Genomic DNA, 21,869 nt, shown 5'->3' with positions numbered 1-21,869 from the left:
ATGGCGAAAGTATCGATTACCATAAAAGATGAAAATGGCGCGGTAAAAAGCTCTGTCTGCGGTGAGGAACGGGCCGTTCTCGTTTACGAGGGCGCGTACTGCGAAGGAGATACCATCACATTTACGACAGACGCAGTGAACCAGCACTACGTAGTTCGTGTGGATGACACCATGGACGAGGCGCTTGTTTATATCACGAAGCCCGAAGTGGTTTATGGGATCCCATTTGATGAGAAGAAGGTTTCCTATAATCCAAAATCATTTGCCGGGGAGAAACACTATCTGACCATGAGAACAGCGGAGGCGTATGAGACCGCGGCTTACCGCAATCTTGCAAAGAACGTGATGGACCAGCACGGCGATCCGGGATGTTATCCCCATGTGTATGCGAATGTGGAGACACGCGGCGAAGCGGTGTTCGCAGCGCGCAATGCCATTGACGGCGTGGTTTCCAACGAATCTCACGGTGAATGGCCGTATGAGTCCTGGGGAATTAACCGTCAGGATGATGCGGAGATGACCCTGGAATTCGGCCGTCCCGTGGATTTTGACAGGATTGTTCTCGTTACGAGAGCCGATTTCCCTCATGATAACTGGTGGGTAAAGGCGACATTTACCTTTTCTGACGGCACCACGGAAGTGGTGGATATGGAAAAGAGCGTGAAGCCTCATGAGTTCAGAATTGAGAAAAAGGGAATCACCTGGTTGAAGCTCAGCAATTTGATCAAGGCAGATGATCCGTCTCCGTTCCCGGCGCTGACGCAGATTGAAGTTTACGGGAAGTAAGAGACTGCAGGAAGCAGGAGAAAATGAAGTACAAATATAAGGTACGCAGCCCCGCCGGGGTCTGCGTACCTTATTTGTCAATTTCTTCACGATATTTGAAATTTCCTCTTTCCCTTTTTCCTTTATTCGAGTAAAATGGTACTATGACAGACACCATTGAGGGGTGGTATAATGAGTCATAATAAGGAGGAAAACATATGGAACTGCTGTTTATGGAACCTGTGTTCAAGGAAGCAATATGGGGAGGCACGAAGCTTCGCGACGTGTTCGGCTATGAGATTCCAAGTGATACGACAGGCGAATGCTGGGCTGTGAGCGCCCATAAGAATGGAGACTGCCGGATCGCCGGCGGTATGTATGACGGACGGCTGCTGAGCAGCCTGTGGGAAGAGAAGCCGGAGCTTTTCGGGAATTATCCGGGAGATCAGTTCCCTCTTCTCGTCAAGATTATTGATGCAAAGGCGGATTTAAGCATTCAGGTCCATCCGGATGACGAGTATGCGAAGGTTCATGAGGACGGATCACTGGGAAAGACAGAATGCTGGTATATTCTGGACTGTGACCCGGGGACGGAGATTGTCATCGGCCACCATGCAGGGAGCCATGAGGAGATGGAAGCCATGATCCGCGGCCATCAGTGGGACGAATTTATCCGCAAGGTCCCGGTAAAGAAGGGCGACTTCTTCCAGATTAATCCGGGATGCGTCCATGCCATCAAGGGCGGGACTCTGATTCTGGAGACCCAGCAGAGCAGTGATATTACATACCGTGTCTACGACTATGACAGACTGTCCGATGGAAAACCGAGGCAGCTGCACGTGGAACAGAGTATTGCGACCATCGAGGCGCCGTTTAAAGAGGCCTCCTGTGACACCTTTACGGAAAAGATACCGGGGGCTGTGCACACGCACCTCATTACGTGTCCGTTCTATTCTGTGGACAAGTATGAGATCGACGGCGTGTTTACCAGAGAATTCAGCCGGTTTTTTGCCAATGTCAGCGTGATCAGCGGCAAAGGCTATGTAAACGGAATTCCGCTGGAAACGGGACAGCATTTTATCGTTCCGGCAGGGGCGGGAGAATTGAGATTTGAAGGAAAGATGTCGGTGATCTGTTCCAATCCGGAGTCAGGGACTCTGTAGGAAGCTGCGGCACATCGGGATTCAGATAAAGGAAGAATACAGACAGGAGGAGTAATGAGATGAGACTTGGAGCATTAGAGGCAGGCGGAACAAAGATGGTTTGTGCCATCGGCAACGAACAGGGTGAGATATTTGAGCGGGTTTCGATTCCGACGGAGACACCGGAGATTACGATGCCGAAGCTGATTGCATATTTTAAGGACAAGGAGATCGAAGCGCTGGGAATCGGCTGTTTCGGTCCCATCGATTTAAACAGAAAGTCAGAGACCTACGGATACATTACCACGACACCGAAGCTGAAATGGGCCAATTATAATATAGTAGGCGCGTTCCAAGAGGCGCTGGGTGTTCCGGTTGGCTTCGACACGGATGTGAACGGCTCTGCGCTGGGTGAGGCGACCTGGGGCATCACAAAGGGGCTGGAAAACAGCGTGTACTTTACCATCGGAACCGGAGTGGGCGCCGGAATCATTTCCAACGGAAAGCTGCTCCACGGCATGCTTCATCCGGAAGGCGGCCATGTGCTTTTAGCGAAGCATCCGGACGACACGTATGCGGGAAAATGCCCGTATCACAGAAACTGTCTGGAAGGTCTGGCTGCGGGACCAGCCATTGAAGAGCGCTGGGGCAAGAAAGGAATCGAGCTTGCAGACAGGAAGGAAGTATGGGAGATGGAGGCCTTCTATATCGGTCAGGCCATCGTGGATTACATCGTGATCCTGTCTCCTCAGAGAATCATTCTGGGCGGAGGCGTTATGCATCAGGAGCATATGATGCCGTTGGTGAGAGAAGAAGTGAAGCGCCAGCTAAACGGCTATATCCAGACAAAGGAGCTGGAGGATTTGGACAGCTATATCGTTCTTCCAAGCCTGAATGACAATCAGGGAATCATGGGAGCCTTAAAGCTCGCCATGGATGAACTGGAGCTGGCAGAGTAAGCGGGAAATTGCCATGTTTCTCCTAGTGATAAAGCGGTACCAGTATGTTATGATACATTTTGTAACAGAAATGTAACAATTTTGTAATATACAAGGAGGACTTTATCATGAGAAAGTTACCATTATTTGTTCTGGCAGCAGCAACCGCACTGAGCATCGCCAGTGTACCGATGACGGCTCACGCAGCGACCATCCAGGTAGTTGGAGGCGGCAATGGTATGAATGGTTATATGACTAACTGCAGCGGACAGACCGGCAATTTGGCAAATATGTTAAATCAGCTGGGCGCGGGTACGGGCAGCAGAGGCAGCTTGGGATGCGGTCTCGGTCAGAACTTAGCGGGTAACGGATCCTGCGGTTACGGCCAGGGCTGTGCGGACAACGGATCCTGCGGCTACGGTCAGGGTTGTGCAGATAACGGATCCTGCGGCTTCGGTCAGAGCTGCTCCGGCAACCAGAACTGCACCAACGGTCAGAGCTGCGGCGGAAATCAGAACAGCGGCATGAACGGACAGAATATTCCTTTCATGATGATGCGTTAGAGCACTTTTCAAACACGCTCTGATTCACGGTGCGACTACGGAAGAAAAACAGCGTTAGAACGAATAGAATAAAAAGAAAAATGATACATAAACAGAAATAAAAAGCAGATAAAAAAGCAGAGAAAAGAATCTCCGCCTCGCAGATCGGAATGCGCGGCGGGGATTCTTTTTTTCTCCTGCGATTTTCTTCTGAAACAGGAATACGACACATCCCCCAATCTGCCTATTGACTTTTAATTTCCACACCGCTATAATCCATTACGTTTAAAAAGATAAACACACTTCTAAACACACTTCAGGGCAAAACAAGGAGGCTTGGAAAGATGAAGCAGATATGGGCCATATTTCTCAGAGATATAAAGAACATAGGAAAAAATCCGGTGGCGGTTATCGTAGCGCTGGGAATCATGATACTGCCGTCGCTGTATGCGTGGTTCAACATCGCGGCGAACTGGGATCCTTACGGCAATACGAAGGGGCTCCGGGTGGCTGTGACCAGTCTGGATCAGGGGACACGGATTGAACAGCTGGACACCACCGTAAACATCGGTGACATGATTATTTCCAATCTCCATGAAAATGATCAGATTGGATGGCAGTTTGTGGATGAGGAACAGGCGGTGGAGGGTGTGAAGGCGGGCCGTTATTACGCCTGTGTCATCATTCCGGAGGACTTCAGCGAGAAGACGGCCAGCATCTTTACGTCGAACGTTCAGAAGCCGACGCTTCAGTACTATGTGAATGAAAAGAAAAATGCAATCGCCACGAAAATAACGGATAAGGGCGTCAGCACCATCCAGCAGCAGGTGAATGAATCCCTGATCAGCGCTTCCTCTGAGGCACTGGGAAAGGCATTTCATGTCACCTACGGTACGGTGGAAGGGAAGAAGGAGGATCTGGCGGATGAGATGGTGTCCTCCATGAAGGATGCCAGAAATGACCTGGTTTTAATGGGCAGCTCGGTCGGCGCATTAAAATCGTCTCTGACCGCGGGAAAAGGTCTTTTAAGCAGTGTTCAGGCAATGCTTCCGGATTCCAGGGAGCTGCTTAAGTCGGGGCAGGACACGGGAGCGGAGGCCAGCCGTCTCATCCGCACCTCAGAGGATTTGTCCGACACCATGACAGACAGCGTGGGAAATGTGCTGGACATCGAAGATGGCCTGATGGACTCTGTGGACCGCTCGGTCCGCGATGCCATTGACCGTTGGGACCGTGATGCGAACGCGGCGGCAGGGGAATTAAACAAGGCCTCTGACGTTTTAAATACAATGCTGAATGTGAACCAGAAGCTTTTCGATCTGGTGAACAATTTAAAGGAAAAGATTCCCGGACCGGGAAAGGTTCTGGGAGTGCTGTCCGATATGATTACCAGCCAGATCGACAGGCAGAAAAATATGATACATATGATAGAGACGGCAGAGGACACGGTCTTAAGGACGGGGAAGCTTCCGGAGGACGCCAGACAGGAGATCAGGAAATCACTGGATGAGATGATGGATCAGGGGGCGCGGATTACGGATCAGTATCACAGCCAGGTGAAACCGGCCCTGACGGCAGGAATGGACAGTCTTTATGACAGCATTTCCGCCGCGTCCGATTACGCAGTCGGTATTAACGGGCTTCTGCCGCAGATTGACGGCACCCTGACTCAGACCACGGGTTCCTTTGACAGTCTGATCGAGACGCTGGACCAGACTGCGTCCATGATCGCGGCCGGTGAGGAAAAACTGGACCGCATCATCGATGAGGTGGAATCCGTGGAGGAGAGCGAGCGGCTGGCCAAGATTGTGGAGATCATGAAAAATGATCCGGAGACCATGGGGGATTTCCTGTCATCTCCAGTGAATCTGGAGGAGAATCAAATTTATCCCATTGAAAATTACGGTTCGGCCATGACTCCGTTTTACACGATTCTCGCCATATGGGTGGGAGGTCTGGTCCTGGTGGCTGTTTTGAAGTGCCGCGTCGTGGAGGACGAGAAAATTCATGGCGGTAAGGCGTATGAAAAATACTTTGGTAGGTACTTCATCTTTATGGTGTTCGGTGTGGCGCAGGCGCTAATCGTGTCGCTGGGAGACCTTTACCTGCTGAAGATCCAGTGCCTGGAGCCGGCGAAATTCGTGCTGGCGGCGGTTCTGGCGAGCGTGGTGTTTGTCAATATCATCTACACGCTCACCATCTCCTTCGGCGATGTGGGGAAGGCCCTGGCGGTCGTTCTGCTCGTTATTCAGGTGGCTGGGGCAGGGGGAACCTTCCCGATCGAGGTGACGCCGCATTTCTTCCGTATGGTCAATCCGATGCTGCCGTTTACACACGCCATTAACGCCATGAGGGAGTGCGTCGGCGGTATCTACGGAAATGCATACCGCGAGGATATGGCAAAGGTCCTCTTATATCTGCCCATCTCCCTGTTTGTGGGCGTGGTTCTGCGAAAACAGGTGATCAGGATGAACGATTTCTTCGAGCGCAAGCTGGAGGAAACCGGGGTGATGTAGGTTTAACAGCCAGCTTCGGCGGCGTGGCGGCGCGTTCCGGCCCGGTAGTGGAAAATCATGATTCCGCCAATGGTGAGTGCTGAAAACAGAGGAAACAGAAGCCAGACGTACGACAGGGAAAGACCGCTTACGATCAGACTTCCCAGTACGGAGGCGGCCAGCCCTCCGGCCCGCAGGGACAGGGAGAGAACCGACATCATGCTTGCGCGCTGGTCATTGCCGACGGCCTCGTGGAAGACTGTATTTTCAATCAGATTCCCGGCGCCCAACACAATGTAGACCAGGACGAAGAGGGCCAGAAACAGCCAGACCCGGTGGGTAAATCCCAGGGCGGCGACGCTTAACACAAGAAGGAAACGCAGGATCCAGTATGTACGCCAGCTCTTTTGTGGTGTGAGCACTGCTTTTTTGGACTGCATGGCTGCCTCGGCCGCTTTACTGCCGATGGTGACGCCTAAGTAGCCCAGGCAGGTGACCACACCGAAGATCCATCCCAGCTGCTCGGGGAGAAATGTCTTGAGCGTCGGCTGCCAGTAGACTTCGACGGTACAGAGAAGTAGCCCGTAGGCGGCAGACATCAGAACAATGGTGATGACCGAAAGGCTGTTTCGGAGGGAGTGATACAGGCCCCGGAGCTGCTCCTTAAACTGGAGGGCGGGGGAAAGGGGGCTCCTTTTGCGGGCAGGCTCCTTCACAAAGCAGGCGGCCAGAAACAGGATGAGCGCCTGTATGGCCAGAGCCAGGATCAGGAGAAGACTATAGGAGCCGTCCAGAAATCACAGGACACCGCCGGTAATGGACCCGAGAGCCAGGCCGACGCTGTCGGTGACAGCCATGGTGCTGTTGATCTTTTCCAGATTCCGGCCCTCCTGCTCCCGGAGATACGTCTCGATCTCCAGAGCCTCGATGGAGCCGGAGCTGAAAGCACGGCCGATACCCTGCATGGCGCACGCGGCGGCCAGCATGAGGAAATGGCTGCTGAACATAAGGAGGATGTAGTTTGCCATCATGAAACAGGCAGACAGTAAGTAGATTCGTTTCCTTCCGATCAAATCCGCCATAATTCCGCTGGGGAGTTCCAGTACGACGACCATGACGGCAAAGATTCCGATGCACAGCGACAGGTTTTCCAGGGTGGCGCCATGGCTTAAGAGCACGAGGGAGAGTACCGGTGCGAGAAGTCCGGTACCGAAGGCATTGGCCCCAAATAACAGGATGTGGCTTCGTTTCATGATGGCTGCTCCTCCTTGTCGTCCGGAAGCGGACTGTGGGGATATGCCACCAGACCAAAGTCCCAGGGAATCGTGTCTTCGCCCGGAACCGAGTGTGTATCGGTGAAATCCAGGATTAAGTGGTACAGCTCCTCCGCATCTTTTTTCGATAAATGGACGACTCCGCTGGTAAAATCTCCGGTCGTCATCACATCAGACTTATCTTTCGCCCGCTTTAGGCGGTCTTTAAAACCATTCCAGAGTTCCGTCATGATATAATCCGACAGATAGAAGCGCTCTTCCCTTAAATCATCATCCAGATTCCCGCCTATGGAGACGGAGACCGGAAGCTTTTTATAGTATTTCGCCTGGATTCCATGGATGGATTCCGTGTGGTCCAGCTCCAGCAGGCCCAGTTCCTCCAGCTTCCTGATATGGAGCGAGACGGAAGAAGCCGATATCTTTAAGACATTTGACAGCTGCTTGGGGGTCATGGGCTTACCGCTTACTTCCAGGGCCTTTAGAAGGCGCTGACGCTGCGGGTTCATATAGATATCCATTTGTTTACGGGTGGCGAGTGTTATCATTTTTCGTTCTGACATAAGATCCTCCTTTACGGCAGACCGCTTTTTGCAGACCGAAAGAACAGAATCTTCCGATGGGGCGTGGCGGTGTCGTTTTTCCTTTTGTAGAGATGTTTTTTGTACTATATGTTATTTTTATTATAACGTTACATATTATGTAATGTCAAGATGGATTTATAAATCTTATTTGCCTCCTGTTTTGTGCTTTTTTGAGATAGATTTGACAGAACAGATGTATAAAAAATCCGGACCGGAGCCGATAACTGCTTATCGGGGTTCCGGTCCGGATTCTGGGTGCGGATCATATGATTACTGACCTTCGTTCACGATTTCCTGCAGAACGTTGATAAGATCGTAGATCGTGTTAATCTGCACGTTCCGTTCCAGGATTTCATTTTTCAAATCGATGGAAAGCGTCTCGAATTTGGCCTGGACGGCGGGAGCAATATAGGACATGTTCATCACCTCCTGGTTAGGATGTGTAGTGAGAGGATAAGATATACGGATTGTGGAAGAGAATTTGACTGAAATTACAATGTAAAAAATACCGGAAATCCTTTTTTAGAGGACTCCGGCATTTTTTATTTTGGTAGTTCTGAGTATACCATTCAGGATAAGAGGAATGCTCCAGTTATGAAAAACTAGAGCATGGTTATACTGGTTACATACGCTTCACCGTTTAGTGGCTGATAAATATCTACGACAGCAAACTGTGGGTTTAAATCTTCCGTCTGCGGTTCTGCGATTGTCATGAATTTGTAATTGGTTCCATTTACTACCTGCGTTGCTACGGCTATGGGAGTATAGAAGAAATCGTTATGTCTTCCGATTGCGTTAAAAAATATGAAGGAGTCATATGGCGTAAGATATGACTGATAAGACCATCCGCCTGGCATGGGGCACCTCATGAACGTTAGTTAGTACAGTATATGCATTTCTGGTTGAATTGTCGATTCCTATTTTACATAATTTGTCGCTATATTTTCGTACAGGCGGCAGATAATATAGGGTGAGGGAACAGATTTGGGGCGTAAAAATAACATTTGTGCACGCTTTTATACATTACCGCACATATTTGTAACCATAAAATGGATATTTATGGTATAATTAACCATATCGTCCACAACAGGAGGATTCCATGCACGTTTTTAATCCGGTATTTTATGATGAATATAACCTGATGAACTATCTGGATTTTGCCGTTATGAAGACGGCGAAGCTGTATCCGGAAGTGCTGCGGGAGGAGATTTATCTGCTGTTTTATTTAATAAAAGATAATTTCCAGGCCAATATGAAATATCTGAGAGAGAACAATGTAGATGTGGATTGCTTCGGCTTCCTGCCGGTCAGGAGAAATACCAGGAACTCCGTGGAAGCGTTTTTTGACATGTTTAATTTGATTAACGCTGAGAATTATATATCTGTTCTGCTGTATATGAATGATAAAAAGAATAACCGATACGACGATCTTTATAAGAAATATGCGTTTAAAGGTGATTTTACGATCATCAGCAAGAGGGATATCGCAAAAGATCATGGCTTAGGCCGGATTACTGATGATGAGAAGATGGCTAAAATCGACCAGGTTGAGAGCGGATCCAACAGTTATATTCATCCGAGCATCTTTATCCCCCTTTATACGCCTGCAGACATTGAGGCAAAGGAGGAGATCCTGCGTGATTTGCTCCGGGTCAATACCTGGCTGTTAGGCGGCGCATACCATCAGCTGTGCTGTTTTATATTGAACAAATACGGCTCGCTGAAATCCTTTGAATGCCTTCACTGCACGAAGAATGCGGCGTGTTTTGAATGCTTTGAAAATTATTATGTTTCATTTAAAGAGATGATTGAACAGGAACTGTTTCCGCTGAGCCAGGAATGCGGTAGTGATGAACCATTTAAAAATATGAGGTAACGGGCTTTTTGAAGTTTTACGAGGATTCCGGCTGGGATTATTTGTGTATAAAATGATGGGGGAGGAACATACATATGGAAGTAACTGCCTGCCGGGTCTCGAGCTTTGCTTTCCTCTGACGAAAAGATAAGGATTGGAATGATACCGTATCATTCCCGAAAGGAACGACATGGAGTTAAAATATATTGATATAGGATTAAATTTGATGGGAAAGCAGTTCGATTCAGACCGGGAAACGGTTGCAGCGGATTCGTTTGCAGCCGGTGTCGGCTTTATCGTGACGGGAACGGATCTAAAATCAGACCGGGCAGCGGTCGATTATCTGAAAAAAAGCAGATTTGAGTATGCATGGTGCACCTGCGGGATTCACCCGCACAATGCCGACAGATGGGACGAGAATTATAAGAGACAGCTGTTGGAGCTGATTCAGCGCAACCGCGGAATTGTGGCTGCTGTGGGGGAGGCTGGCCTGGATTACGACAGAATGTTCTCCACTAAGGAAAATCAGAAACGGTGTTTTTCGGATATTCTCGACATTGCCGAGAGCCTGGAACTGCCGCTTTTTCTTCATGAGAGGAGCGCGGAACAGGACTTTATAAAATTGATGAAACAGCATCAGGAGCTGTGCCGGAGAAGCGTTGTGCATTGTTTTACCGGTTCAAGGGGAACGGCATACCGGTATTTACAGCTGGGGTGTTATATCGGAATCACAGGCTGGATCTGTGATGACAGGAGGAACAGGGAAGTGGTGGAGGCCGTCAAAAGCATCCCCCTCGACCGGCTGATGATCGAAACGGACGCGCCCTATTTGACGCCGCTGAATATCAAGGGGCTACCGCGGCGAAATGTTCCGGTAAATATAAAGTATGTGGCAGAAAAGATCGCCGCAGTCAAAAATACAGACGTTGAAGCCGTGGAGCAGGCAGCGCTTAGAAATACCAGGCAGTTTTTCAATCTATAAACTGGTTAATGGATTGTCATATGCAGTGAAATAAAATGTGGGAGGAAACCAATGTCAACTACATATTATATAGTAAACAGAAAGAGAAAAAAAGAGTGCGAGGAGTTTAAGAAATTTTGGGAAGAAGAATGGTTTCCGGAGATTACAGATAAGCTTTACCAATTCTGTACTGGGACAAACGGTGAGATCGTAAATAAAGATCTGGCAGAGAGCATCTCAGAAGATAAAATGTGCGGGTTTTCCTGCACGCCGTTAAGCGATACCTTATACGAGGAGGCATTTCTTACAGTGAACAAGTCCGGCGTATTCTGGCATAAGTGTGAGGTGGAAGGCGTTCTGCTGAACAGCCTCGAGGAGCTGATTAAATTTTTCTCGAAGAAGGCCAACCAGGAGACGTATTCGCTGGAGGATCAAAACGGACGGGTATGCACCCTGAATGATTTGATCAGGGAGCTTAGCGGGAAATAAAACGTGTGCAGGGTGCTTTATGCGGATTGCTTTAATTTGATTCCGCAGATATTAAAATACTTGACTAAAAGTATTGTGGTTAGTATTATTAAACAAAGATATTAGAATTCCAGTATACGGAAGAGGAAGGTGTGTTAAGTGACTAAGGTTACGATTAAGGATATTGCTCGTATGGCAAATGTCTCGACCGCATCAGTTTCAATGGTTCTAAATAATAAACCATGCCGCATTTCTACGAATACCAAAGAGAAAATTATAAAAATTGCAAAGGAGTTAGATTATATTCCGAACCATTCCTCGGAACTGTTTCAAACGTCGGTTACTAAAAATATTGGTGTGATTATTCCGGATATGAATAATAATTTTTTTCAGTTGCTGTCTACAGGGATAGAAAAATATGCCTATCAGATGGGGTACGGTACGTTAATAGGAAGTGCTGATAATAAATCAGATAAATGTTTATCTTATATTACATTCCTACTGTCGAAAGCCGTCGATGGAATAATTCTTGTACCTACGATTGATATTGATCAGAATGGAAATAATTTAAAATTACTTGAGATGTTCAGTGAGACTAAAATACCCAAAGTGTTGCTTGATAGAGCAGCCAAGGATGTTTTTTGTGATTTTGTAACATTAGATAATTATTATGGAGGCTTACTGGCCACGGAATATCTGATTAAACACGGCCATAAAAAAATTGGTTGTATAACGGGACCTTTAACTTCTTATTGCGCGCGTAAAAGATTTGAAGGATTTAGAGAAGCATTGATTAATAACGGATTGAGTAATATGGCTGACTGCTTCTTCGAGGGAGATTTTGACCTTATATCAGGAATTTCTGGCATCCAATATCTTCTAAAAAGAAATGTTACAGCGGTGTTTGCCAGTAATGATGTGATGGCTTTTGGGATTTATCAATATGCAAAAGATAAAGGACTGAGGATCCCTCATGATTTATCAATCATTGGATTTGATGATTTGCAGTTTGGTAATATACTTTCACCACCCTTGACCAGTGTAAATCAGCCTGCTGAATGGATGGGAAGGAGAGCCTGCGAGTTGCTGATTGAACGAATTGGCGGCATCAATAAAACTGGTCCGAAAGATTACCTTTATACGCCAACAATAACTGAAAGAGGTTCTGTGCGTATGCTATTTGATTAAGTCGATTCTGTGAATCTGTTTGATTATAGTTTTTATAAGGAAGAGCTTATTATGATTTGAACTGCAATCGTAATAAGCTCTTCTTTATATTATGGCTTTAGCCAGTTGAGCGCTCAAGGCGCGAAATATAAACCACCCGCTATGCGGGTGCGCGGTGGAAGTTAAGCAATTAAATTGGTAAAGATAAATATGTAAACAATGTGAGTATTTGTGCATTGGTTCCATTTTTTATCTGTAATTAAGCCGGAGGTTGATATAACGAATCATCATAAAAGTAATAGCTGCAATCATAACATAGACTGGTCAATGAATGTAATTGCAATATGAAGCGCCTTGAGACGTAACCAGTAACAAAGGCTTATCGCCGCAGAGCAAACCATCCGTTTGACAGGTGGTCATGATTGAAGAAAAGAATAGGGATATGGTTAAAAACGAAAAATATTTTATCTGAAAGAATGTACAAAATGCATAAAATAAAATGAAAGAATTATAATTGACAAGTTATTAATACTATATTATAATATGAGATAGGTGAATAATTTAATAAAAATGCGATAAAATAACCCAATATAACAAAATAATAGGTTAATAATTAATCAAAGCATAATTATGCGTAAATGATCTGCCAGAATTCTGGGAAAGGTATAATAAATATATGAGGAATAGGGAGTTACTTATTAATCCGACGATTGCATGCGCAAATCTTTTAAATTTAAAAGAAGATCTGGATATATTGCAGGAAGAGGGAGGGAAGATCATTCATCTGGATATTATGGATGGCCATTATGTTCATAACCTTTGTCTTAGTTTAGACCTGATAAAAGCTATAAAGGAAAATTACTGTTTTTTGCAGGATGTCCACCTTATGGTTACAAATCCGCAGGATTATATTTATGATCTGAAGGATATTGGTGTGGACTATGTATGCTTTCATTATGAGACAGTCCCTTTTCCACAGCAGCTTCTTAAACAGATAAGCGACTGCGGCATAATGGGAGGAATTGCCTTAAATCCAGATTGCCCTGTAAATGATATAAAATCGGTGCTTCCATACCTAAACTATGTAGTAGTTATGGGGGTCGAACCAGGTTTCGCTGGTCAGAATTTTTTGATGAGTACTATTAAAAAAATAAAGGAATTAGATCAAATCAGAATTCATGAAAACTATAATTTTTTAATAGAAGCAGATGGCGGAATTAATGACATATGGGCCGTCGAATGTCTTTTAAATGGTGCAGATATGTTGGTGTCAGGTGCGTTTGGTGTCTTCAAAAAAGAAGGTGGCAGGGGAGTCCGTCAAAATTATGCTGAGTTTAAAGAAACAGTAGAAAAAGCAATGCGTATAAGTTAAGGGAATCTATCAAAAGGGGGACTTATGAGTGAAAGTTTTAATGATTATGTATGATTCATTGAATAAGCGATTCTTATCATCTTATGGAAATAATAAGGTCATAACACCTAACTTTGCCCGGCTGGCAGACCATTCCGTTACCTTTGACTGCTTCCATTCAGGCAGTCTTCCGTGTATGCCTGCAAGAAGAGAATTACATACTGGAAGGTATAATTTTTTACACAGAAGTTGGGGACCATTGGAACCCTTTGATGAATCAATGCCACAAATGCTTCGTGATCATGGCATATATACACACCTGATAACGGACCACTGTCATTATTGGGAAGATGGAGGTGCTACGTATCATAATCGATTTACAACGTATGAGCTTGTACGGGGGCAGGAAGGAGATCCCTGGATAGGTGAGGCAAATCATTATGATTGCGTCGATTCAATCAGACAGGATAAAATTAACCGTCAATATATGTTAAATGAGGAGGATCACTTTCATGCTAGGGTCTGCAAAAAGGCATTGGATTTTTTAGAAAGAAATCATGATCAGGACAACTGGTTTTTACAGGTAGAATACTTTGATCCGCATGAACCATATTTTGTACCCGAAAAATACGTAAAGATGTATACAGACGAAAAACCTGCATTCGACTGGCCGCAGAATATGCCGCTGGTTGATCAGGGAGATACGAATATTCAGGAAGCGGTGATTAACTATCAGGCATTACTGACCATGTGTGATGTATACCTCGGAAAAATATTGGATCTGCTTGATAAATATGAGTTGTGGAAAGATACTATGGTAATTGTTAATACCGACCATGGGTATATGTTGGGGGAAAAAGGTCATGTAGGGAAAAATTATATGCCTCCATACGAGGAAATTGTAAATACACCATTTTTCATATGGGATCCAAGGGTAAAGAAGAGAGGGGTAAGGAGTACCGCGTTGGCACAAACAATTGATATTGCACCAACCATACTTTCACTGTTTGGGGTAAATAAAGGAAAACATATGCAGGGGAAAGACCTCTTGAAAGCTCAGTTGGATCAGAAGTTTAGAGATGCGGCGCTTTTTGGATATCATGGGATGCATGTTTGTGTGACAGATGGGCAGTACGTCTATATGAGGTGTTCACAGAATGAAGAAAATACCCCTTTGTTTGAATACACTTTAATGCCTGCCAGAATCAAAAGTATGTTCAGGATAGAGGAACTAAAACAGATGGAAATGCCAACAGCAGAATTTGCATTTACAGAGTATACTCCGGTTATGAAAATCCCATCGGACGAAAGATATGATAAAAGAATCTATTTTAAATGCAGTGATCATAGAAAGTTCGGCTCACTGTTGTTTGACCTAATCACTGATCCTATGCAGGAGCGGCCGATTCAGGACGAGATCCAGGAAGAGAGGATGCTGGGGTTACTTCGAATATGTATGCAGGAGAATGAGGCACCTACGGAGCAGTATGAGCGTCTTGGATTACAATAAGCTCATTAAAAAATAAAAGGAGGAAAAAAATGAGAAAGGGGTTTGCATGTTTTTTAACAGTCTGTATGGTGGTTTCTACGCTTGGAGGATGCGGGAATTCTAAGGGGACGTACGAAAGTGCCGGATCGGAAAAGAAAGTTGAGGTTACAGAGACGGCTGCAGATGAGAAGGAAAAGACATCAGAAGCTGTAGTCTCGCAAAAAAATGGGGACAAGAAGAAAATAAGTATATGGTTTTGGGGGGCTCCGCCTGAACATCAGGAAGCTTTAAACAAAAATCTGGTGGAGGCATACAATCAGAGTCAGGATGAGTATATGATTGAAATTGAGTATCGCAGTAATGTGGATACCGATATTTCTGTAGCTCTGTCAGCGGGTGAAGGACCGGATATTGTATATGGATCAGGCCCGGCCTTTATTAAGCCAATGTCAGAAGCCGGCAGATTTGAACCGTTGGACAAGTATTCGGAGCAGTATGGCTGGGAAGACAGACTGATCAAGCCGCTTTATCAAGCATGTACGGTAAATGATACGCTTTATGCGCTGCCCTTATCACTGAGCACAATTGGTATATTCTATAATAAGAAAGTTCTGGAAAAGAATGGCTGGGAAGTTCCTACGACGATTGATGAGGTAGTCAGTATTATGGATGAGGCTATGGAAAAAGGTATGTATGGAAGCGTTACGGGAAGTAAAGGCTGGAAACCGGTAAATCTTGCCTATGCCTCATTATTTATTAACCATTTTGCAGGATCCGATGTAGTATATAAATGTTTGACAGGACAGGAAAGCTGGAATAATCCGGCAATGGTCAATGCCATTAATACATCGGCTGAATGGTATAAAAAGGGATATTTATGTTCGGACTACATTAATTTGAATTACAACGAAGCGATGCAGCTCCTGGCAGATGAGAGAGCTCCATTCTTCTTCGGATTGTCGATCGTTTGTCAATTTGCCTCTACTTATTTTAATGGAGATACCGCAGATGATCTGGGATTTATACCATTTCCATCAGGAAATTCGGATATCCCATATCCAACCTATAGCTTGGGAGGAACCGCAACTTTTTCCATCAACGCAAATTCAAAATATAAAGATGAATGCGCAGCAATTCTGGATCGAATGATGAACAATGATTTTATGAATGACATGACGGAAAGCTGGCCTGGGTATTGGGGAATTCCGCTAAAGGATCCACAGTTCGATATGGATCGGATGGAAGGGCTTTCAGAGGTTTTTTGTGACATTGTCATGCGGGTCTCTAATGCGGTAGAGCAAGGAAACTTCGGTTATATTACTGGTGTATTTTATCCGTCTGCTACGAATAACGTGTTTGCAGATATTGATATGGTTTGGAATGACACGAGTACGGCAGAGGAACTGTTGGATCGTGCTGATAAAGAATTCCAGGTTGAATTAAAGAAAGGCTTGGTGCCTCCTACGCCGGTGCCAGGAATACCTGAGTAACCCGTTGACTGCAGATGGTGTGGAAGATTTCCTTCATCTTTTTTAGGAGACAGACTATGTATCGAAAAACAAATTGTTTATTGTTGCTTCCAGCATTACTACTAAGTGTATGCGTTGTATTGGTTCCGGGTATACTGACAGTTTTTACTTCATTCACAGACTGGAATGGGGTTCAGAATATTTTTCAGGCGACATTCATTGGACTCGATAATTATAGAGAACTTTTTAAGGATGAAATTTTTTGGATGGCTCTTTTCAATAATATTAAGTGGATGTTATTATTCCTGATTATTCCTGTATCCCTGGGACTGTTGAGCTCTGGATTGCTTCTATACTGTAAAAAGGGTAGGAGCATCTACCAGGTTTCTTATCTGGTTCCATATGTGATGGCCCCCATTGTCAATGCAATGTTATGGTTGAATATTATATACAGCCCAGTGGCTGGAGTGATAGGTTTTCTGAAAAAACAGGGTGTTGCTATTTCTTCGCCGTTGTCAAGCATGAATACTGCACTATATGGAGTAGCAGGAGTGGCAATTTGGAATTACTGGGGATTTTTAAGCGTTGTATATGTTTCTTCGCTGAGGCAGACCCCCCAGGATCAGATCGAAGCGGCGAAGGTAGAGGGATGCAATGGATGGCAATTGTTTCGATATGTTTATTTTGAAACACTTAAACCCACTTTTAAATTGATGCTGGTGATGGTTATGATTCAGGCATTTCTAGTATTCGATTATATAAAAATTTTGACAGATGGAGGTCCGGCACATGCGACTGAAATGTTGAGTACATATGCATATACGTTTGCGTTTTCCACTTATCAGGTGGGAAGAGCGGCGGCCGTTTCTCTGTTCATGAGTATGCTGGGGCTGATTTTTTCCGGGGTATACACCTGGATGAGCCGTCATGAGAATGATTAATGGAGGGCCAGAATGATAAACAGAATAAAAAAGACTGCAAATAAGTTTGGGATTCATATGGTTCTGATCCTGCTGACCATAGTTTCCATAGGTCCTGTTGGACTGGTTGTCATTAATAGCATGAAGCCACATGCCATGATCGTGAAAAATCCATTATCGTTCCCGACAACTATAGAAATTGCTAACTTTAAAACAGCATGGGAAGCTGGAAATCTGGCTGTAGGTTTTAAAAACAGTATTTTGATGACGATATGTTCTGTCATAATTGCGGTCTTCGCATCTTTTCTGGCAGGTTATGCATTATCAGGAAACCGCATGAAGCATACATCTCCGTTTATTATTTATTTTATGGTTTCTATGACAATCCCGCTTCAGTTGTTTTTGTTTCCGCTATTTTTTATTTATGCAAAATTAAAATTGGTGGGCAACATATATGCGGTCAGTGTAATTCTGGCAGCGACCAATATTCCAATGTCGGTCTTTCTTATGCGGACTGCATTTTTAAGCATACCGGATGATCTGGAAAGCGCTGCCAGAATTGATGGGGCAAGTACAATACAGGTATTACGATGGATTATGCTGCCTCTTATGTCGCCGGCATTCATTACTGTAAGTATAGTTGTTGGACTGAATGTGTGGAAAAATTATCTTATTGTAAGTACATTCCTCCAGGGAAAAGATAATTATACAGCACCGATGGGACTTCTGTCTCTGAATGGAACGTATACACAGGACCAGGGCGTTATGATGGCAGGTGCACTAATGTTAATAGGCCCTATTTTAATTTTCTTTTTAGCTTTACAAAAATATTTTATTGAAGGAATTGTAGGAGGGGCAGTTAAAGGATAATGACGGCGAGAAAACCAAATATTGTTTTTTTTATTGCTGATCAGTTACGCCATTCTGCTTTGGGTTGCTATGGAAACATGGTAGTGAAGACACCAAATATTGATGGAATTGCTGCTGAGGGGGTGGTGATGGAGCAGGCATTTTCATCCTGTCCGATTTGTTCTCCATATAGGGGACAATTGCTTTCCGGACAGTATGCGCACCAGAATGGGGTGATATGTAATGAATACAAGTTAAGAACTGATATTCCTACATTGCCAGAATGCTTGAAGAAAGCAGGATACAGTACTGCCTATATTGGAAAATGGCATCTGGGGTATGGACCATATCCAGAAGAAAAACGGTATGGGTTTGATTATATGGCAGCATATAATATCGATGATGATAAGAGTACGTCTTGCGTTCCATACTTTGAAAATGATGAGGGACCGAAGGCGATGTCTGACTGGGAGCCGGTTGAAGAAGCCAATATGACAATTCACTATTTAGAGAATCATATAAAAATGTCCCCGGAACGTCCGCTTTTTCTGGTCGTTAGCTGTATTCCCCCGCATTGGCCATACGAATTTTGTCCGGAAGAGTATCAAATATATAATCCGGAGGATATCCAGGTTCCACCTAATGTCCCAAAAGCCATGGAAGAATTTGAAAAAAAAGAACTGGCTCTTTATTATGCTAATGTTACAGGAGTAGATACTCAGTTTGGACGGATTGTAAATAAGCTTAATGAACTGGGAATGCGTGACAATACGATTGTATGTTTTACCTCAGACCATGGAGATCATATTGGGGCGCACGGATATGGAAAACCTGGAGATCTATGGCTCCATCATACGAAACGGGCGTCTAAGGCCACTCCATATGAAGAATCTGTTCATATACCTTTTGTGATGCGGTATCCTGATAAAATATTCGGAGGTAATAGAAGCAGTATACTGTTTAACAGTGTAGATGTCATGCCATCTCTTTTGGCTATGTGTGGAATTGACATTCCGGACAGTGTGACAGGAAATGATTTGTCCCATGCGTTTACCGGTCAAAAGGGGGCTGATCCTGACTCTGTATTTTTCCAGATTCTGGGTCAGGGCTGGCCGGCAAGAGGTCCATGGGTCGGGTACTGGAGGGGGATTCGGACAGACAGGTATGTTTATGCGAGATGGTGGAAGAAAGAAATGCCGTCTTTGCTGTTCGATATACAAAAGGATCCGTATGAACTGGAAAATCTTTATTATAATCAGGCGTATACAGATATTCGAGAAAGAATGGAAAACAGGCTGCAGCAGTGGCTAAGAGATACGAATGATCCATTTGACTATGGGAAAAGAGATCCGAAAACGGGGATCCTGTTATTAGGGCAGGAGTATTTGGAGCTGGCTGAATATAATGTTCTAAAGAGTGGGGGAGGGATATCAATATATGAAGAAGGAAGATAATGCTCTGTACAGGCAGATATACAGTCTGCCGGAATTAATACAAGATCAATATGACTATTTAGAGCCAGTGGTAAGAACATTATTGACTACTGAAGAGATTTATTCTATTAAGAAGGTAATTCTTACAGGCTGTGGTGACCCTCATGCTGCCGCGCTGGCGGTTAAACAGGCATTTGAGGAGTATACTCATATTCCTACGGAAGTCATGACAGCTATGGAATTAAGCCGCTTCTATCCTACACATGAGTTTGAGCAATTGCCTGGGAACCCATTTATCATTGCTATAAGCGATTTTGGAGAGTGCTCGCGTGTCTGCGAGGCGGCAGAAAGGGCAGTAAAATTGGGAGCATTTGTTTTAGGGATTACAGGAAAACCTTATTCGCGTATTGCCCAACTCTGTACGAAACTGCTTCCAATGAAAGTTCCTGACTTTGCCAGTGCACCCGGAACACGGTTCTATGCAGCGGATTTAATAGCACTTTTACTTCTGGCTGTCCGTATTGGAGAGGTCCGTGGTTTATATTCCATGGATGATGCCATGGAGCAGCGTCGCGACTTACGTGGAATGGGGGGACGTTTGGAGGAGTCATTGGCGGGAATTGATGAAGCTGCATATTCTTTAGCAAAGCGCTGGCGAAATTTGGGGGCCTTTGATTTTATTGGATCGGGACCTGAATATGGTACGGCCTGGTATTGCCAGGCGAAGGTATTTGAGGCTATTGGAAAAGCTGCGATGTATGTTGATTCCGAAGAATGGCTACATCTCAATTTTTTTATACGGGAACTGGATCAGACTGCGACTGTAGTGTTTGCCAGTGTCAAGTCACCAGCCATGAGTCGAAACCTGGAACTTCTTAAGTACATACATCAGTTAGGAAGACCATGCGTGCTAATAACAGATGGGACTGCGCAAGATTTTGAAACTGAAATTGAAACAATCCGTGTGCCGTCAGGAAAATTTTCTTTCGGGATTGTTCTCACTCAGTTTATTCCAGTAAATCTTATGCTTGGATACATGATGGATATGCTTGGGGAAGAAGACGGCCGTGGCTGTAAAGGTCCATGGAGTTTTTGCAAAGGCGGTGAGTCTGTAAAGAATAGTGAAATTATCATAGTGAGGTGACAGATTGGAATATTTAAAAAGAGGGATCTTTCGATCAGATAAATTCAGTGTCACAGAACTGACATCGGAAATCGAAGCATATGTACAAGAAAGTGGTATTTGGACGGGGCTTTGTGTTGTATATTCGCCCAGTGTTACTTCCGGTCTTACAATTACGAATTATCACGATCCGAAATGTTTCGATGATCTTCAGGATGAGATGAATCGTTTAATACCAACAAGAATAGACTTTAAACATCAGTTTGATACCCCCAGCGACGCTGCGGCACATGTGAAGTGTTCTTTGATGAACTGCAGTATATCTATGATTATTACGGGTGGAAAATTGTTACGAGGCCATTCCCAGGGGATTTTTTTCGTCGAATTTGATGGTCCACGTAACCGCGAATACTATATAAAGCTTATAAAAGAGGCATGAGAATATTTTTATTATGTGAGATATATAGACAGGCTGATAAATTATCTAAAGCATCTAAAATACATCGAGATTAACTAAGAAGTCAGTCACAGCGATAAAATCAAGCATATGGTAGCAAAGCGATTAGCAGATGTAATGCTCCATTACAGATATAGAGCCGGGGATCTATCCCGGCTCTATATTTGCATTTTGCTACAAAGTTTTTGTAAAGCAAAGTAATAACTGCGCTAATTACAAAACCAAATTTTGCATAGAAACGGCATGCTAATAGATTATCATCTTGTCAAAATATTTTATCATTTACATTAAATAGTTTATAATATCCAAAATAATTCCTCCTTTAAATCCTTTTATCACGTCGGTGATTATCTTATCCGTAATTTGTTCTAAAGTAGCCTGCAAATTAAGTCCCACTGTATAAGATGAACCGTTGGGTAAAGAAAACGTCAATACTCTACGCCAATAATAGTTGTCTTCAAAAAATGAAGCGTTTTCGTACAAAAAAAGTGCCAGAACCCTTATAAATTAAGGAAATCCAGCACTTTTGTGTGAATCGGAGTAACAGGATTTGAACCTGCGACCTCTCGGCCCCCAGCCGAGCGCGCTAC

The 21,869-nt window shown here is 44.5% G+C and carries 22 protein-coding genes; 17 read left to right on the top strand and 5 right to left on the bottom strand.

What is annotated here, in order from left to right; genetic code table 11:
• The 5 genes from ACLTD4_RS23290 to ACLTD4_RS23270 all read left to right on the top strand — a co-directional run bounded on the left by ACLTD4_RS23290 (position 1) and on the right by ACLTD4_RS23270 (position 5,903).
• Positions 1-786, top strand: coding sequence for a hypothetical protein (locus ACLTD4_RS23290; RefSeq protein ID WP_025531935.1), 786 nt, complete (start codon positions 1-3; stop codon positions 784-786).
• 197 nt (positions 787-983) lie between these two features.
• A complete protein-coding gene (gene manA, locus ACLTD4_RS23285; protein WP_002603018.1) occupies positions 984-1,928 on the top strand; it encodes a mannose-6-phosphate isomerase, class I in 945 nt (314 codons plus the stop codon).
• Between the two features lie 59 nt (positions 1,929-1,987).
• A complete protein-coding gene (locus ACLTD4_RS23280) occupies positions 1,988-2,866 on the top strand; it encodes an ROK family protein (protein WP_025531936.1) in 879 nt (292 codons plus the stop codon).
• Between the two features lie 107 nt (positions 2,867-2,973).
• Positions 2,974-3,408: a surface protein gene (locus ACLTD4_RS23275; protein ID WP_117622926.1), complete on the top strand. Its 435-nt coding sequence runs from the start codon at positions 2,974-2,976 to the stop codon at positions 3,406-3,408.
• A gap of 323 nt (positions 3,409-3,731) precedes the next feature.
• Positions 3,732-5,903: a YhgE/Pip domain-containing protein gene (locus ACLTD4_RS23270; protein ID WP_117622927.1), complete on the top strand. Its 2,172-nt coding sequence runs from the start codon at positions 3,732-3,734 to the stop codon at positions 5,901-5,903.
• A gap of 2 nt (positions 5,904-5,905) precedes the next feature.
• Here ACLTD4_RS23270 and ACLTD4_RS23265 read toward each other — a convergent pair whose 3' ends face one another.
• The 5 genes from ACLTD4_RS23265 to ACLTD4_RS23245 all read right to left on the bottom strand — a co-directional run bounded on the left by ACLTD4_RS23265 (position 5,906) and on the right by ACLTD4_RS23245 (position 8,594).
• Positions 5,906-6,598 carry a hypothetical protein gene (locus ACLTD4_RS23265; RefSeq protein ID WP_243008353.1) on the bottom strand — a complete coding sequence of 231 codons (693 nt, stop codon included), beginning with the start codon at positions 6,596-6,598 and terminating at the stop codon, positions 5,906-5,908.
• Positions 6,599-6,679: 81 nt separating this feature from the next.
• On the bottom strand, positions 6,680-7,135 hold the full coding sequence (locus ACLTD4_RS23260) for an MFS transporter (protein WP_243008354.1): 456 nt from the start codon (positions 7,133-7,135) through the stop codon (positions 6,680-6,682).
• Positions 7,132-7,716, bottom strand: a complete 585-nt coding sequence (locus tag ACLTD4_RS23255) for a helix-turn-helix domain-containing protein (protein WP_412331588.1) — start codon at positions 7,714-7,716, stop codon at positions 7,132-7,134. Before ACLTD4_RS23255 ends, ACLTD4_RS23260 begins: the two co-directional genes overlap by 4 nt.
• 291 nt (positions 7,717-8,007) lie before the next feature.
• Positions 8,008-8,154: a hypothetical protein gene (locus ACLTD4_RS23250; RefSeq protein ID WP_022031632.1), complete on the bottom strand. Its 147-nt coding sequence runs from the start codon at positions 8,152-8,154 to the stop codon at positions 8,008-8,010.
• Positions 8,155-8,339: 185 nt separating this feature from the next.
• Positions 8,340-8,594, bottom strand: coding sequence for a hypothetical protein (locus ACLTD4_RS23245; RefSeq protein WP_055658187.1), 255 nt, complete (start codon positions 8,592-8,594; stop codon positions 8,340-8,342).
• Positions 8,595-8,836: 242 nt separating this feature from the next.
• Between ACLTD4_RS23245 and ACLTD4_RS23240 the strand changes: the two genes are divergently transcribed.
• From ACLTD4_RS23240 to ACLTD4_RS23185, 12 genes are all read left to right on the top strand, one after another.
• Complete coding sequence (locus ACLTD4_RS23240) at positions 8,837-9,613, top strand: hypothetical protein (RefSeq protein WP_117622929.1); 777 nt, start codon at positions 8,837-8,839, stop codon at positions 9,611-9,613.
• 169 nt (positions 9,614-9,782) lie between these two features.
• Positions 9,783-10,574: a TatD family hydrolase gene (locus ACLTD4_RS23235; protein WP_117622930.1), complete on the top strand. Its 792-nt coding sequence runs from the start codon at positions 9,783-9,785 to the stop codon at positions 10,572-10,574.
• Positions 10,575-10,625: 51 nt separating this feature from the next.
• Entirely contained in the window at positions 10,626-11,042 is a 417-nt protein-coding gene (locus ACLTD4_RS23230; RefSeq protein WP_117622931.1) for a hypothetical protein, read from the top strand.
• Between the two features lie 138 nt (positions 11,043-11,180).
• Positions 11,181-12,209, top strand: a complete 1,029-nt coding sequence (locus ACLTD4_RS23225; protein WP_117622932.1) for a LacI family DNA-binding transcriptional regulator — start codon at positions 11,181-11,183, stop codon at positions 12,207-12,209.
• A gap of 655 nt (positions 12,210-12,864) precedes the next feature.
• Positions 12,865-13,560 (top strand): ribulose-phosphate 3-epimerase, encoded by a 696-nt coding sequence (locus tag ACLTD4_RS23220; RefSeq protein ID WP_117622933.1) that lies wholly within the window; start codon positions 12,865-12,867, stop codon positions 13,558-13,560.
• Between the two features lie 28 nt (positions 13,561-13,588).
• Entirely contained in the window at positions 13,589-15,049 is a 1,461-nt protein-coding gene (locus tag ACLTD4_RS23215) for a sulfatase (RefSeq protein WP_117622934.1), read from the top strand.
• A gap of 65 nt (positions 15,050-15,114) precedes the next feature.
• Positions 15,115-16,518: an ABC transporter substrate-binding protein gene (locus tag ACLTD4_RS23210; RefSeq protein ID WP_412331587.1), complete on the top strand. Its 1,404-nt coding sequence runs from the start codon at positions 15,115-15,117 to the stop codon at positions 16,516-16,518.
• A gap of 56 nt (positions 16,519-16,574) precedes the next feature.
• Positions 16,575-17,438, top strand: coding sequence for a carbohydrate ABC transporter permease (locus ACLTD4_RS23205; protein ID WP_117622936.1), 864 nt, complete (start codon positions 16,575-16,577; stop codon positions 17,436-17,438).
• Positions 17,439-17,450: 12 nt separating this feature from the next.
• Positions 17,451-18,287 (top strand): carbohydrate ABC transporter permease, encoded by an 837-nt coding sequence (locus ACLTD4_RS23200; RefSeq protein ID WP_117622937.1) that lies wholly within the window; start codon positions 17,451-17,453, stop codon positions 18,285-18,287.
• Positions 18,287-19,720, top strand: coding sequence for a sulfatase (locus tag ACLTD4_RS23195; RefSeq protein WP_117622938.1), 1,434 nt, complete (start codon positions 18,287-18,289; stop codon positions 19,718-19,720). Before ACLTD4_RS23200 ends, ACLTD4_RS23195 begins: the two co-directional genes overlap by 1 nt.
• Entirely contained in the window at positions 19,704-20,843 is a 1,140-nt protein-coding gene (locus ACLTD4_RS23190; protein WP_117622939.1) for an SIS domain-containing protein, read from the top strand. Before ACLTD4_RS23195 ends, ACLTD4_RS23190 begins: the two co-directional genes overlap by 17 nt.
• Before the next feature lie 4 nt (positions 20,844-20,847).
• Positions 20,848-21,261 (top strand): secondary thiamine-phosphate synthase enzyme YjbQ, encoded by a 414-nt coding sequence (locus ACLTD4_RS23185; protein WP_181988683.1) that lies wholly within the window; start codon positions 20,848-20,850, stop codon positions 21,259-21,261.
• Positions 21,262-21,869: the final 608 nt, after the last annotated feature.

The sequence above is a fragment of the Hungatella sp. genome, from assembly GCF_046966825.1.
The sequence above is the reverse complement of the archived record's forward strand: the minus strand, read 5'-3'. Positions and strand labels throughout refer to the sequence as shown.